Here is a 14,085-nt window from a genome sequence, read left to right on the forward strand (position 1 = left end):
AAAAAAGGCGAAGCCTGAGCCCCGCCTGATATTTTCAATACCTCTGGATTTATTGAATTTTCAGGGTGTTGATAATGGTTTCTGCATCGGTCTGCGCCTGCTGCTGATTATCCGCTGGCAGGGTGATTTGCAGGGTCAGCAAATGGCTGTCAACTTTGCCCAGCACGATGGAAGAGTAGGCTTTCTGACCCGCAGAAGTGATTACGGTGTCCAGTTGTTGCAGCGTCTGGCCATTGACCTGAATAGATTTATTGGTCACAACCTGCAGATTAGTATCACGGGCTTTTTGCTGATCCTGTAAACGACCCGCCAGAACATCCAGCGATTCGGTGGTGTTATCACCCAGGATCACAATCACGGCTTTCTGACCGGTGCTGTCAGCGTACACATGCATATTGTTTGCCTGAGTGCCCAGCTTACCGCTCTGGTCGCTCATTCCCTGCGGCAGGGAGAAGGTGACTTTACCTTCCAGCAGGCTGACCGGTACGGTCGCTGCCGTTGCTGAGGCCGCTGGCGCACCTTTATCTGCGGCAGGTGCATCGGTAGTTTTACCGTCACACGCAGCCAGACCAGCGATCAGTACTGCCATTCCCATCATTTTCGCGATATTACGCATCGGGCTTCCTTAAGTGGCCTGTTAACCAGGCTTACATGTTGACTTAACAGCCTTTATGGCAACCTATTCAGGCCACAAAAGCAAGTCAGATTATGGCGCGATTTGTGTCTTCCCCGCTCACAGTTTAGTGCACGCGGACGGCAGAATGCGGGTTATTTCCCTGCGCGGATAAACGCTTAAGCAGCATATTCAGCAGCATGCCGTACATCGGCAGGAAGAATACCAGGCAGATCAGCACCTTGAATGTGTAATCCACCATCGCGATTTCCACCCAGTGCTGCGCCATAAAAGCATCGGTACTTTTGTAGAAAGCGATAAAGAAGAAGGACAGGGTATCGCTGATATTGCCGAGGAACATCGAGGCCACCGGCGCTATCCACCAGCGGCGATTCTGACGCAGGCGGTTAAACACGTGAACGTCAAGAATTTGCCCCAGCACATACGCCATAAAACTGGCGGTGGCGATACGCGCGACCATGATATTCAGGCTGCTGAGTGCTTCTGCTCCCTGCCATTGCGCTTCAAAGAATAACGCCGAGATGACATAGGAAATCGCCAGCGCAGGCACCATCACGGAAAGTATAATCCGTCGTGCCAGCGGCGCGCCGAATATACGGACGGTCAGGTCAGTAGCCAGAAAAATGAACGGGAAGGTGAACGCGCCCCAGGTGGTATGGAAACCAAAAATGGAGACGGGTAACTGAACCAGATAGTTACTGGAAGTAATGATGGCAATGTGGAATAGCGAAAGCCATATCAGCGCGGAAAACCGCTGCTGAGCAGTAAAGGAGTACATATATGTGACCTTTTTTTATGAACAAATTGGGGTGAGGGAACCCAAATACCCTGCGTTCTTGACGCTGTCGCAGGGGCGTTAGCGGTTTGCGGCGCGCATAGTACCTGTTTGCACACCGTTTGCGCAACAGGTCCGACGGTTAATTTTAGCGCAATGAGCCGTGTCAGTTGCGCGGGAAATCCAGCGGGTTAAACTATCAGGCTTTGCCGCGCCCGAAGATGTTGAGACACGAAATGACCGATCCCTTTATCAATCCCGACCATCAGCTTGATGCGCTCGGCCTGCGTTGCCCGGAACCTGTGATGATGGTTCGCAAAGCGGTACGCACCATGAAAGATGGCGAAACGCTGTTGATCATCGCCGATGATCCGGCAACTACCCGCGATATTCCCGGTTTCTGCCGTTTTATGGAACATACGCTGCTGGCGTCGGATACCGAAGCTCAGCCGTATCGCTATTTATTGTGCAAAGGTTTAGTCGAAAAACAGGGCTGATAGCTCAGCCCTGAGTCTTGTCTGCTGCGATTACGTTCGCATCGATTAAGTTTATTTCGATTTATTGCGCAACAGCCTTAGCGCATTGGCGGTGACCAGCGCCGTTGCGCCGGAGTCCGCCAGCACGGCCAGCCACAATCCGGTCAGCCCCATCAGCGTGGTGACCAGGAAAATCGCTTTCAGCCCCAGCGCGATCGTGATGTTCTGACGGATATTCGCCCGGGTGGCGCGTGACAGGCTGATCATCTGCGCCAGCCCGCTCAGACGGTTGTGCGTCAGTGCGGCATCCGCCGTTTCCAGCGCGACGTCCGTTCCGCTTCCCATCGCAATACCGATAGTCGCGGCTTTCATCGCCGGCGCATCGTTAATGCCATCACCGACCATTGCCACCGGTTTTTGCGCATTCAGCGCGGTGACCGCCGAGACTTTATCCGCAGGCAGTAAACCGGCGCGGAAATCAATGCCCAGCCGGTCAGCGATGGTTTTCGCAGCCCGCGGATTGTCACCGGTCAGCATCACTGCTGAAACGCCGAGTGCTTTCAGTTTCTGCAACGCCTCTGCCGCGTCATCACGCAGACGATCCTGCATGGCAATCAGCCCGATCGCGTTATTTTCCTGCAACACTACCACCACGGTTTTTCCGGTGGATTCCCAGTCAGAAATTTGCGTAAGGGTTTCCGCTGTCAGACTGTTTTCAGTCACGCTTTTTGGTGCCAGTACCTGAATTTTGCGACCTGAAACGAGACCTTCCACGCCTGAACCGGCCAGCGCGCGGCGATCCTGCGCCGTGAGCGGTAACGGATTACTGATTTTTGCACGGGCTAAAATCGCCTGTGCCAGCGGGTGATGCGAACCTTCTTCCACCGCCGAGGCCAGACTTAACACTTCGCCTTCACTGGCACCGTTCAGGATTAAAACGTCAGTGACTTCGGGCTTGCCTTCGGTCAGTGTGCCGGTTTTATCCAGCGCTACGGTTTGAATCAGCGCCAGTTGTTCCAGCGCTGCACCGCCTTTGATTAAAGCGCCCTGACGCGTCGCCGCGGCCAGCCCGGAGGTGATCGCTGCCGGCGTTGAAATTACCAGGGCGCACGGGCAACCAATCAGCAATAAAGTCAGCCCGCGGTAAATCCAGGTTTCCCACGACAGTCCCATTGCCAGCGGCGGAACGACAATCACCAGCAGCGCCATCAGCATAATGACCGGTGTGTAATAGCGGCTGAAAGTATCGAGGAAACGCTCGATTGGCGCACGGCGTTCATCGGCTTCTTCGATCAGTTGCAGGATGCGGTCGATGGCGCTGTTGCCGGGTGCAGAAGCCACTTCCAGACGTGCGAGGCGGTCAACGCACAGGCTGCCCGCGGGGACTTTCTCACCGGGCTGATGGTCTACAGGTACTGACTCACCGGTCAGGGCACTTTCATCGAAACTGGCAGCGCTTTGCAAAATGGCATCGGCGGGCAGACGTGCGCCTGCGGCGATTTCGATAACGTCGCCGGGACGCAAACTGCTGACCGGCACGGTTTCAGATTTACCATTCACTACGCGGACGGCGGTATCGGGTATCAGCGCCATCAGGGATTTCACACCGCTGCGCGCCCGGTTGGCGGCAAAGGATTCAAGGCGTTCGCCGACCATAAACAGCAGCAACACCATCGCGGCTTCGGCAGTGGCACCGATAAACAGCGCGCCGATTGCGGCAATGCTCATCAGGGTTTCGATGGCGAAAGGCGAGCCGGAACGGGTCTGGCGGATCGCCTGACGAAGCACCGGCCACAGTCCCACCAGTGTGGTGGCAATAAACGCAATTTCACCCATTTGCGGGTTGAAATGGTCGAGCACCCAGCTCAGCAGCATCAGAACCGAAAGGGCGATCAGCGGCAGCGCCTCTTTCAGGCGTGACTCTTCCGGTTGCGGAGTATGTTGATTTTTATTGAGGGATTGCAGGGTAAAACCTGCACCGGTCACGGCCTGTATCACGTTTTGTGAGATGTCGTGGCTGGCATCAATGACCAGTTTTTCTGTCGCGAAAAGCACTCTGGCGCGGTTTACGCCATCCAGACCGGCGACAGAATTTTCGATTTTGCGGGCACAGGCCGGGCAATCCATACCTTCCACTTTCCAGCTGTATTGCTGAGTGCCGGAAGGCGGCGCGCTGGGGTCATCTTCGCCCGGCGAACCTTCTGTGCTGCCGTCATCAGAAGTATGTGAGTGCTCACCTGCTTTCGGCGCACAGCAACTGTCAGAAGTGGAGGCACAAGCCGACACCGCCAGCGGGGATTTATCACTGCAACAGCTGGCAGGATGTGTACCGGACTGGGCAATAGCGCCGATTTTGTTGATATGCAGTCCAGGCGCGCGTTTGCCCTGACATCCGCAGCTACAGCTGTTGTTATTTTTCATTGGGATCATAAAGCCTCCGGTTCGAAACCGAGTGGAATTACCCCCATTGTAAACGTTGGAGTCAGCTCTAAGGTCAAGAATAATTTTGAGGTAGCGGAACCAGAACGGTTCCGCCGCAGGAATTTACAAATAAAGTGAGCGGACGATCAGGAAGTGACCGCCAAAGTAACAGGCGGCTACCAGTGCGTCTGCCGCACGGAATTTGAAGCGATAGCGGCTGACCAGCCACAGAATATTAGCCAGCAGCAACAGCACCGCGCCGCAGAACAGCGAAAACGCCATGTCGGTACTGCGTGCGAAATACTGCTCGCCGGCCAGCCAGACCATCAGCAGGGTCATCGCGATGTAAGTGGTCACTGGCCATCTCAGTTCGGCCAGCCGCGTCCAGATCACTGCCAGCAATATGGCGCCGATAATCAGCAGCGTCAGTGGCAACGGCCAGAAGAAGGTAATGGTCATCTGGCTGGCGAAACTCAACGTATACAGCAGATGCGAGAGGAAGAACGCGCCGATGGCGTACATGAACCGCTCTTCAGGCAGCAACAACAGGCCGTCTGCCACCAGCGTCGCCGCCAGTCCCAGCAGGATCAGGTAGCTGTAAACATTGAGCGTGGGTGCCTGCCAGGCAAGCAAAAGCAGCAGCAGTAAGGTGACGGGTTTAAACACCCAGCGCTGCCAGCGCGGGCCGCGATAGCTGGCGTCAACGAATAACCAGCCAGAGAAAAATACTGCGAGGAATGGCCAACTCATTGTTTATCCTTTTAAATGTAAGAACAGAACATGGAAACGATGCAAGGATCTGCCTTCAGGAAAACACATCCTGTTTTCCTGTACTTGCTTTCAGTGTAGGAGAGAGGGCACACCGGCGACAATCAGAAATCCCCGTAACGACGGGTCTGATTAACGCAGTTTTAAAACAGTGGGGCGACGCAGGAAATGAACGGCGCCTGACGCGCCGTCAATACAGGCATTACTTTTTAGCGGGCAGCGGCGGCTGTTTTTTCTGCCACGCCATCAGTTCGAACACGCCGAACAGGAAGATGCGGGTTTGCAGCCACGGGCCGATGGTGTCCTTTTCCTTGCCCTGCGTGGCTTTAAGCAGCATCACCTGCAGGCCGTGCATAAAGAACATGAACACAATCGCCACGTCTAAAAAGTATTTGATCGGCTTCGGGAACGGGTGGATCAGGTTAAACGCCAGAAACGCCCAAATACATAACATCAACAACCGACCAATATTGATCAACATCTTACTGCTCCTGTTCTGGTGAGCCGGTTTCAGGCGTCACATCGCGATGGTAAAGGCGATAAGCAACTTGTCCGGCGACTTTTTCACGGTGCAGCCGCCAGCTGGCGGGCACATCCAATGTACCGTGCTCGGCTTCTGTTTCGACATAAATCCAGGCTTCATCCGCCAGCCACTGGTTTTGCTCCAGCAGGTTCAGGGTGTCTTGCAGAATGCCTTTACGGAAAGGCGGATCGAGGAAAACCACATCAAAGGCATTTCCGGCTTTTGCCAGCCAGTTCAATGTATTGACGTTAAATACTTTCGCATCACCGGCGTTTAGCAGCGCCAGGTTTTTCTCTAACTGTTGCGCAACCGGGCGTTCAAACTCCAGCAGTGTGGCGCTGGCCGCATAACGTGACAAGGCTTCCAGACCGAGCGCGCCGCTGCCTGCAAAACAGTCCAGACAATGTGCGCCCTGTAAAACCGGCGCCAGCCAGTTAAACAGCGTTTCGCGTACGCGATCGGTGGTCGGGCGCAGTCCCGGGCTATGTGGAACCGGAAGTTTGCGTCCGCGCCATTGTCCGCCAATAATTCGGATCTGGCCGGCGGCGGGAGTGTTGGGTTTCTTTGCCATAGTTCGCTTGTGTAATCCAAAGCCGTCAGGCTTCGTTGCATATCGTTTGGAAGGCTATTCTACCGGTGTGCAGCCATTGGGCAAATGTTTAACATTGTCGATTGAAAAACCACCGGAATTCAATACGCGGGCGTGTTGCCTGCAGGGGAAAGTGATAGACTGCCTGACCATAACCCTATTAATAATCCGTTCGCCAGTCATTAACGGCGAGGAGTGAAGTTGTAAAATGGCAAAAGATAAAAAACGCGGTTTCTTCTCCTGGTTTGGCCGTGGCCGTCAGGAAGAAGAGCAGCAGAAGGAAGAAATCCGCGAAGAACAGCCTGTTATTGAAGAACAGTCTGTTGTTGAAGAACATGCGGTGGTTGAAGAACATCCGCTAGCCGAAGAGCCGGGTGTTCCGGTTGAGCAGCATCCTGGCGAATGGGATACCGCAGCCGCCGCAGAATCTGCGGCAGAAATCGCACCTGTGGTTGAACCTGAGCCAGAAGTCGAACCGGCACCGGAAGTGGAACCTGAGCCAGAAATTGAGCCGGAACCGCTGAAAGAACCTGAACCGGTTCGCGAACAGGCCGCCGCTGAACTGGCAGAAGAAATTGTTCACATCACCGAACAGGTTGCTGCGCAGCCAGTGGTGGTTGAAGACGATCTGATTGAAGAAGATGTTGCTGAAGACGAATTTGCTGAATCGGCCGAAGAAATTGCCGAAGACGAACGTCTTGATGCCATTGATTATGTTGATGATTCTGTCGCAGCCGAAGAACCACTGCCGGTGGCGCTGGATCCTATCGTCGTTTTACCTGCCGGTGAAACCGAGCAGGAGCGTCCGACCAAAGAAGGTTTCTTTGCGCGTCTGAAACGCAGTCTGGTCAAAACCAAGCAGAATCTGGGCTCAGGTTTTGTCGGCCTGTTCCGCGGTAAGAAAATCGACGACGATCTGTTCGAAGAGCTGGAAGAACAGTTGTTAATCGCCGACGTTGGCGTCGAAACTACCCGTAAAATCATTGCTTCACTGACAGAACACGCTTCGCGTAAACAGCTGAAAGATGCTGACGCGCTGTACGGTAAGCTGAAGGAAGAAATGTCCGAAATACTGGCAAAAGTTGACGAGCCACTGGATGTCAGCGGGAAAACCCCGTATGTCATTCTGATGGTTGGTGTAAACGGCGTCGGTAAAACTACCACCATCGGTAAAATGGCGCGCCAGTTTGAAGCACAGGGTAAATCTGTGATGCTGGCGGCGGGCGATACGTTCCGTGCCGCAGCCGTTGAACAGCTGCAGGTCTGGGGTCAGCGCAACAAGATCCCGGTGATTGCACAGCATACCGGTGCCGATTCCGCGTCCGTTATCTTCGATGCGATTCAGGCGGCGAAAGCCCGTAATATCGACGTGCTGATTGCCGATACTGCCGGGCGTTTGCAGAACAAAGCGCACCTGATGGAAGAGCTGAAGAAAATCGTCCGCGTGATGAAGAAGCTCGACGAAGATGCGCCGCATGAAGTGATGCTGACGCTCGATGCCAGCACCGGCCAGAATGCGGTGAGTCAGGCGAAATTATTCAACGAAGCCGTCGGGCTGACCGGGATAACGCTGACTAAACTGGATGGCACCGCGAAAGGCGGCGTGATCTTTGCCATCGCCGATCAGTTCAGCATTCCGATCCGCTACATTGGTGTCGGTGAAGGTATCGAAGATTTAAGGCCGTTTAAGGCAGACGATTTTATTGAGGCACTTTTTGCCCGAGAGGATTAATACGGATGATTCGCTTTGAACAGGTCAGTAAAGCTTATCTGGGCGGACGACAGGCGCTTCAGGGCGTCAACTTTCACATCCAGCAAGCGGAAATGGCATTTCTGACCGGACACTCAGGCGCGGGTAAAAGTACCCTGCTCAAGCTGATTTGCGGCATTGAACGCCCGAGTGCCGGACATATTTTGTTTGGGGGCCATGACATCAGCCGCCTGAAATCCAGCGAAGTGCCATTTCTGCGTCGTCAGATCGGCATGATCTTTCAGGATCACCATCTGCTGATGGATCGCACCGTGTATGACAACGTGGCGATGCCGCTGATCATTTCCGGGGCCAGCAGCGAAGATATTCGCCGTCGCGTATCGGCTGCGCTGGATAAAGTCGGATTACTGGATAAAGCGAAGAACCTGCCAATCCAGCTTTCCGGCGGTGAACAACAACGTGTGGGCATCGCCCGTGCGGTGGTGAACAAGCCTGCGGTGCTGCTGGCGGATGAACCGACCGGTAACCTCGATGGTGAATTGTCGGAAGGCATTTTGCGTCTGTTCGAAGAATTTAACCGCGTCGGCGTCACCGTTCTGATGGCGACGCATGATGTGGGTCTTATTGCCCGTCGTAATTACCGTACGCTGACGCTGAGTCAGGGGCGTATGTCGGGAGGGGTGTACTAATGGCGAACAGTCCGAACCCGGCGAAAACCGCAAAAAGCGCCCGTGCCGCAAAAAGCAAAGCGTTGCAGGGTGGCTGGCGCGAACAGTGGCGTTATGCGTGGATGAACGCGCTGGCTGACATGCTGCGTCAGCCGCTGGCAACACTGCTCACGGTGATGGTAATCGCGATTTCCCTGACGCTACCGAGCGTCTGTTATCTGGTGTGGAAAAACGTCAGTACCGCGGCAGAACAGTGGTATCCGACGCCGCAGCTGACCGTGTATCTCGACAAAGCGCTGGACGATGACGCCGCAGAAAACGTGGTGAAAACCCTCAAAACAGAAGCGGGCGTGGATAAAGTTAATTATCTGTCCCGTGAAGAAGCGATGGGCGAGTTCCGCAACTGGTCTGGCTTTGGCGGCGCAATGGACATGCTGGAGCAAAACCCGCTGCCAGCGGTGGCTATCATCACGCCTAAAATGAATTTCCAGGATTCTGCGACACTCAACACCTTGCGCGACCGCGTGGCGGCCGTACATGGCGTGGATGAAGTGCGTATGGATGACAGCTGGTTTGCCCGTCTTGCGGCGCTCACCGGTCTGGTCGGGCAGATTGCGGCGATGATCGGCGTGCTGATGGTGATCGCCGTCTTCCTGGTTATTGGTAACAGTGTGCGACTGAGCATCTTCAGCCGACGCGATACCATCAACGTGATGAAGCTGATTGGCGCGACCGACGGGTTCATTCTCAGGCCGTTCCTGAACGGCGGCGCGATGCTCGGTTTCACCGGCGCATTGTTGTCGCTGATCCTCTCGGAAGTGCTGGTGCTGCGCCTTGAGAGCGTAGTGACCCAGGTGGCACAGGTGTTCGGTACCACCTTTGACCTGCACGGTCTGGGCTGGGATGAAAGCCTGCTGCTGCTGATCGTGTCCGCGATGATTGGCTGGATTGCCGCCTGGCTGGCGACGGTTCAACATTTACGGCGATTTACACCACAGTAGCGATAATTTGCTATAATGTTCCCCTGCTGCTCAGTCTTTGTGTACAGGGGAACAGCCGATTCTTGCTATATCGTCCCATCATTTTCCTGCTTCCCCTGCAATGGCACAAATTCACTATCCAATAGTCAGTCTGTCACATAGAGTCATCAGACTGTTGAATCTGTCCGTGAACTTTATGTAAAATTCGTGGTCGTAGAGCAGCGAATATGAAGGGCTCGGCGTTGCTTTGTTGTCGCCCCTTAAGGCCAGCAACGTAGCGGTATCATCCCGCAGCAACGTGGTATAAAACCTGCATTACGTCATACATGAGAGGCTTGAATGACCAAAGAAATGCGCACTTTAGCATTAGTACCCCAAGGTAGCCTGGAAGCCTATGTTCGGGCCGCCAATGCCTATCCTATGCTCACCGCAGAGGAAGAACGGGCGCTGGCTGAACGGCTGCATTACGACGGTGACCTGGAAGCAGCGAAAGAGCTGATCCTGTCTCACCTGCGCTTTGTTGCTCACATTGCCCGCAACTATTCAGGTTACGGTTTGCCACAGGCAGACCTTATCCAGGAAGGGAATATCGGCCTGATGAAAGCGGTTCGCCGTTTTAATCCGGAAGTCGGTGTGCGTCTGGTGTCCTTTGCCGTGCATTGGATCAAAGCAGAAATTCACGAATATGTGCTGCGTAACTGGCGCATCGTGAAAGTCGCCACCACCAAAGCGCAGCGTAAGCTGTTCTTTAACCTGCGTAAAAACAAACAGCGTCTGGGCTGGTTCAGCCACGACGAAGTAGAGCACGTTGCCCGCGAACTGGGTGTAACCAGCAAAGATGTGCTGGAAATGGAATCACGCATGGCCGCACAGGACATGACGTTTGATCCGACCCCGGACGATGAACCACGCGATGGCGCTGCGATGGCACCGATGCTGTATCTGCAAGACAAGAGTTCTGACTTTGCAGAAACCATCGAAGAAGATAACTGGGATCAGGACGCGACCGACAAACTTTCCTCTGCAATGGAAGGTCTGGATGAGCGCAGCCAGGATATCATTCGTGCCCGCTGGTTAGATGACGAAAACAAATCGACTCTGCAGGAGCTTGCCGATAAATACGGTGTATCCGCAGAACGTGTTCGTCAGCTGGAAAAGAACGCGATGAAAAAACTGCGTGTGGCAATCGAAGCCTGATAAACGCAGTTTCCGAAGTGAAAAAGCGACCTTTATGGTCGCTTTTTTTATGCCTGAAATTCTCCTCTGAACGCCCCTGTTAATTCCAGCATACTGGAATTGCTCTGAATATTTTCCCTTCTAAATCATCTGGTTATTCCAGTATGTTGGAATATTCAACTTTATAGAGAACTCAATCACAGAGGATCACAAGCGTCCTGTCGTCTGTTCATTTTTGCCTCTATAACTTGTCCATCTCAACAGAATGGATTCCAGCATGATGGAATTAATCGCTAAATCAAAAGTTCCGGCACTGACGCGCGCCGTCGCCATTCTCGACATCATTTCCCGGCAAGGACAGTGCAACGCGAACCAGCTCGTCAGTGAACTGGGGATGCCCAAAAGCACCGTGTATCTGCTGCTGGAGGAACTGAAAAATCAGCGTTTAGTTACCCAGTCAAATTCCGGTAACTACCGCCTCGGGTTCAGATTGCTGGAGCTGGGCAGTCAGGTTTCCCGCCAGCTCGATTTGCGCAATGTCGCACTCCCGCATCTGAAAGCGCTGATGCACGACACCGGGCTGGTTCTGGATGTTTATGATTGAAGGGGTGCTGGCGGTGATGGCCGGTATCTGGACATTCTGGTATCTCGATAATGGCCCCTCGACGGCGCGTTTCCTGTCAGCTGAACAAAAACAGGCGCTGATCGGTGAACTGGCGAAAGAAGAGAAACTGAAACAGAATTCACGCCTGCGGGATGCCTTCAGCATTCCGGCGATCTGGCACCTCGGGCTGGTTTATCTGATTATTCAGATTGGCGTTTACGGGCTGATTTTCTTCCTGCCGACGCAGGTCGCCAGTTTGCTGGGAACAAAAGTCGGTTTCAGTGCGTCGCTGATCGCGTCTGTTCCCTGGATTGCGGCGATGTTCGGCACCTTCTTTATTCCGCGCTATGCCGATAAAACTGGCCATTTACGCTCGATAGCCGCGTTCACCTTACTGGCCGCCGGGCTGGGGATTGGGGGTTCTGCTCTGGTTGCCAGTCCGGTGCTGGCGATAGGTGCGCTGTGCTTTGCCGCCGTTGGGTTTATTGCCGTACAGCCGGTGTTCTGGACCATTCCGACCACGTTGCTCAGCGGCAGTGCGCTGGCGGCGGGGATTGGTTTCATCAATCTGTTCGGGGCGATTGGCGGATTCCTGGCACCACAAATCCGTGTGGCCGCGGATAGTATGTTCTCGAATAATATTGCCGGCTTACTCACCCTTTGTGGCATCACGTTGTTTGGCGTGGTCGCGATAGCGTTTCTCAGGGCAAAACCTGAAACACCAAAATTGCCGGAGAGCCAGCTGAAATCAGTCAGTAAAAGGGAAACCCAGGCGACCGGGGGACGGGTCGCCTGTAGCACTTATTTGCGCCACACACCTTTTTCATTGTGAAAACCACATGCCTGCATAAACGCATCCAGCACGGGCTCAGGTTCTGCTTTCATCGTCCAGCTTTTCACCTGCGGCAGCTGCGCCTGCACATCTTCCATCAGATACAGCCCGACACCGCGACGACGCGTGACGTCGCGCACCAGCAAATCACTCAGTTCAGCCTGATTGCCATCGAGCGCAATTTTCACCGCGCCCAGAATGCGTTCATTAAACACCGCCGCAAACAGCGCACGGTCGTTTTGCAGGCTGGCTTGCCAGTCACTTTCGGTTTGCTCCGGCCAGATTTTTGCCAGATCGATCAGGTCCTGCGCGCTGAGTGACGTCAGTTTTTGGATAGTTAGTTTCATGATGCGGAAGGTCAGAAAAAGGAGGCAATCAGTGTAGCGGATCGTTCTGCAGAACGGGCGTAACTTTTTTTGTACAGTAACAGGTCGAAAAGTTTTTTAGCGATCTCTGCATAAGCGATAAATGTTGGCTTTAATCAATAAAGCCAGTGTTAACGACTGATTGTTTAAATCCGCGCCGCCTTTTCGCCCAAATAAAATTCTGTTTACACCTCATATTTCTGATTGTGCTATTTGATTTGCAGAAGAAAATTCCTGTTTAATGATATGAATTATAAAGTCTTATTCGAAAATAAGACGAAATAAGCCGTTAACTCGTTATTACTTATACTAAATTTCCTAAGTGATGATGTTTTAAACAGGCAACAAAGAGCAAACCACAACACACACATGAACGGGGTAATCGGATGAAAGCAATGAAGGGTAAGATCTGGCTGGCAGGTTGTATTGCATTAGCAATGAGTCAGGCGGCATTCGCAAAAGATATTAAAGTCGCCATTGTTGGTGCTATGTCAGGTCCGGTCGCCCAGTACGGTGACATGGAATTTACAGGTGCAAAACAAGCCATCGCTGACATCAACGCCAAAGGCGGCGTGAAAGGTGACAAACTGGTTGGCGTGGAATATGACGATGCCTGTGACCCGAAACAAGCGGTTGCGGTAGCGAACAAAGTGATCAACGACGGTATCCGTTACGTGATCGGCCACCTGTGCTCTTCCTCTACTCAGCCTGCTTCTGACATCTATGAAGATGAAGGCGTGCTGATGATCACTCCGGCCGCGACCAACGCTGACCTGACCACCCGCGGTTATAAAATGGTGATGCGCACCACCGGTCTGGATTCCGATCAGGGCCCGACCGCAGCCAAATACATCCTCGACACCATCAAACCAAAACGTATCGCCGTTGTGCATGACAAACAGCAATACGGCGAAGGCCTGGCTCGTTCCGTGCAGGACGCGCTCAAAAAAGGTGGCGGCAACGTCGTTCTTTTTGAAGGTGTGACCGCAGGTGATAAAGACTTCTCCACGCTGGTGGCACGTCTGAAGAAAGAAAACGTCGATTTCGTTTACTTCGGCGGCTACTACCCGGAAATGGGCCAGATCCTGCGCCAGTCCAAGCAAGCCGGTCTGAACGCCAAATTCATGGGGCCGGAAGGCGTGGGCAACTCCTCGTTGTCTAACATCGCCGGTGATGCCTCTGAAGGTATGCTGGTGACGCTGCCAAAACGTTATGACCAGGTTCCGGCTAACCAGCCAATCGTTGATGCGCTGAAAGCCAAAAAACTGGATCCAACCGGTCCGTTCGTCTGGACGACTTACGCTGCATTGCAGGCGCTGACCACCGGTATGGAACGCAGCGGCAGCATGGAACCGGCTGACATTGCTAAAAATCTGAAATCAGCGTCAGTGGATACTGTCATGGGTCCGCTGAGCTGGGATGAGAAAGGTGACCTGAAAGGATTCGAATTCGGTATTTTCGAGTGGCATAAGGATGGCACGTCTACCCCGATCAAATAATGGTCTTAACACCTTTCGCTGCGAAGAGAGAGGTATTCACCGTTCTGCTCCCTCCCCTGCGAAG

The 14,085-nt window shown here is 53.6% G+C and carries 14 protein-coding genes and 1 pseudogene; 8 read left to right on the plus strand and 7 right to left on the minus strand.

Features of this window, described 5'->3' with window-relative positions; translation table 11 throughout:
* Nucleotides 1-49: 49 nt before the first annotated feature.
* Nucleotides 50-616 carry a DcrB family lipoprotein gene (locus tag UC15_RS20435; protein WP_112290529.1) on the minus strand — a complete coding sequence of 189 codons (567 nt, stop codon included), beginning with the start codon at nucleotides 614-616 and terminating at the stop codon, nucleotides 50-52.
* A 124-nt stretch (nucleotides 617-740) separates the two neighbouring features.
* Nucleotides 741-1,412 carry a 7-cyano-7-deazaguanine/7-aminomethyl-7-deazaguanine transporter gene (locus tag UC15_RS20440; protein WP_112290530.1) on the minus strand — a complete coding sequence of 224 codons (672 nt, stop codon included), beginning with the start codon at nucleotides 1,410-1,412 and terminating at the stop codon, nucleotides 741-743.
* 233 nt (nucleotides 1,413-1,645) lie between these two features.
* On the opposite strand from UC15_RS20440, the gene tusA reads away from it, so the two are divergent.
* Nucleotides 1,646-1,906, plus strand: coding sequence for a sulfurtransferase TusA (gene tusA / locus UC15_RS20445; RefSeq protein WP_112290532.1), 261 nt, complete (start codon nucleotides 1,646-1,648; stop codon nucleotides 1,904-1,906).
* A 51-nt stretch (nucleotides 1,907-1,957) separates the two neighbouring features.
* On the opposite strand, the gene UC15_RS20450 is transcribed toward tusA, so the two are convergent.
* The 4 genes from UC15_RS20450 to rsmD all read right to left on the minus strand — a co-directional run bounded on the left by UC15_RS20450 (nucleotide 1,958) and on the right by rsmD (nucleotide 6,168).
* Nucleotides 1,958-4,315, minus strand: coding sequence for a zinc/cadmium/mercury/lead-transporting ATPase (locus UC15_RS20450; protein ID WP_112290533.1), 2,358 nt, complete (start codon nucleotides 4,313-4,315; stop codon nucleotides 1,958-1,960).
* 114 nt (nucleotides 4,316-4,429) lie between these two features.
* Complete coding sequence (locus UC15_RS20455; RefSeq protein ID WP_112290535.1) at nucleotides 4,430-5,056, minus strand: lysoplasmalogenase; 627 nt, start codon at nucleotides 5,054-5,056, stop codon at nucleotides 4,430-4,432.
* A 220-nt stretch (nucleotides 5,057-5,276) separates the two neighbouring features.
* Complete coding sequence (locus UC15_RS20460; protein WP_013577475.1) at nucleotides 5,277-5,555, minus strand: DUF1145 family protein; 279 nt, start codon at nucleotides 5,553-5,555, stop codon at nucleotides 5,277-5,279.
* Nucleotide 5,556: 1 nt separating this feature from the next.
* Complete coding sequence (rsmD, locus tag UC15_RS20465; protein ID WP_112290537.1) at nucleotides 5,557-6,168, minus strand: 16S rRNA (guanine(966)-N(2))-methyltransferase; 612 nt, start codon at nucleotides 6,166-6,168, stop codon at nucleotides 5,557-5,559.
* A 226-nt stretch (nucleotides 6,169-6,394) separates the two neighbouring features.
* Here rsmD and ftsY point away from each other — a divergent pair, with 226 nt between their 5' ends.
* From ftsY to UC15_RS20495, 6 genes and pseudogenes are all read left to right on the plus strand, one after another.
* Nucleotides 6,395-7,918, plus strand: a complete 1,524-nt coding sequence (ftsY, locus tag UC15_RS20470) for a signal recognition particle-docking protein FtsY (protein WP_112290538.1) — start codon at nucleotides 6,395-6,397, stop codon at nucleotides 7,916-7,918.
* Nucleotides 7,919-7,923: 5 nt separating this feature from the next.
* Nucleotides 7,924-8,586 carry a cell division ATP-binding protein FtsE gene (ftsE, locus tag UC15_RS20475; RefSeq protein WP_013577472.1) on the plus strand — a complete coding sequence of 221 codons (663 nt, stop codon included), beginning with the start codon at nucleotides 7,924-7,926 and terminating at the stop codon, nucleotides 8,584-8,586.
* Nucleotides 8,586-9,566, plus strand: coding sequence for a permease-like cell division protein FtsX (ftsX, locus tag UC15_RS20480; RefSeq protein WP_112290540.1), 981 nt, complete (start codon nucleotides 8,586-8,588; stop codon nucleotides 9,564-9,566). The genes ftsE and ftsX overlap by 1 nt, the downstream gene beginning before the upstream one ends.
* Nucleotides 9,567-9,884: 318 nt before the next feature.
* Complete coding sequence (gene rpoH / locus UC15_RS20485) at nucleotides 9,885-10,742, plus strand: RNA polymerase sigma factor RpoH (protein WP_112290541.1); 858 nt, start codon at nucleotides 9,885-9,887, stop codon at nucleotides 10,740-10,742.
* A 259-nt stretch (nucleotides 10,743-11,001) separates the two neighbouring features.
* Nucleotides 11,002-11,325, plus strand: coding sequence for a helix-turn-helix domain-containing protein (locus tag UC15_RS20490; protein WP_232829958.1), 324 nt, complete (start codon nucleotides 11,002-11,004; stop codon nucleotides 11,323-11,325).
* Nucleotides 11,297-12,043 (plus strand): annotated as a pseudogene (locus UC15_RS20495) (MFS transporter); the annotation flags it as partial. The gene UC15_RS20490 and the pseudogene UC15_RS20495, both read left to right, overlap by 29 nt.
* An 83-nt stretch (nucleotides 12,044-12,126) precedes the next feature.
* Here the strand turns inward: UC15_RS20495 and panM are convergent.
* Nucleotides 12,127-12,504, minus strand: a complete 378-nt coding sequence (panM, locus tag UC15_RS20500; RefSeq protein ID WP_112290546.1) for an aspartate 1-decarboxylase autocleavage activator PanM — start codon at nucleotides 12,502-12,504, stop codon at nucleotides 12,127-12,129.
* 404 nt (nucleotides 12,505-12,908) lie between these two features.
* Here panM and UC15_RS20505 point away from each other — a divergent pair, with 404 nt between their 5' ends.
* A complete protein-coding gene (locus UC15_RS20505; protein ID WP_112290547.1) occupies nucleotides 12,909-14,021 on the plus strand; it encodes a branched-chain amino acid ABC transporter substrate-binding protein in 1,113 nt (370 codons plus the stop codon).
* The last annotated feature ends 64 nt before the right edge of the window (nucleotides 14,022-14,085 follow it).

The sequence above is a fragment of the Rahnella sp. AN3-3W3 genome, assembly GCF_003263545.1.
GTDB lineage: Bacteria > Pseudomonadota > Gammaproteobacteria > Enterobacterales > Enterobacteriaceae > Rahnella > Rahnella variigena.